Source organism: Acidovorax sp. Root217 (assembly GCF_001428645.1).
Classification (GTDB): domain Bacteria; phylum Pseudomonadota; class Gammaproteobacteria; order Burkholderiales; family Burkholderiaceae_C; genus Acidovorax.
Genome location: NZ_LMIH01000034.1, coordinates 1 through 339 on the forward strand (window position 1 = coordinate 1; position 339 = coordinate 339).

The window sequence follows — 339 nt, forward strand, 5'->3', positions numbered from 1 at the left end:
GGGGGCAACCTGCGATGCTCGGGCCTGGGGTGGTGCCGCAGAACTCGCTGCGTTCTTCGAACTCCGCTCAAACAGCTGCGGCAATTCAGATGACGAAGCGTGTGTGTCCTTCGGCACACACGCCCACCCCAGCTCCTGCGCTTCCCGGCGCAGCCAGAAGGGGTGGGGAGCGGGTACCACACGGCTGCTGCTGCGCAGTTGCGCCTGGGGTCGGGGACGCGCGAGGTGCGCGCTGCCGACGGACGGCGCAGCCGCCCTGGCGAGCCGAGCGCAGCGAAGGACCACAGGCCGAGCGAAGCAATGGCCCGTATGGAGCCCGCTCCCACCCCCTTCTGACCG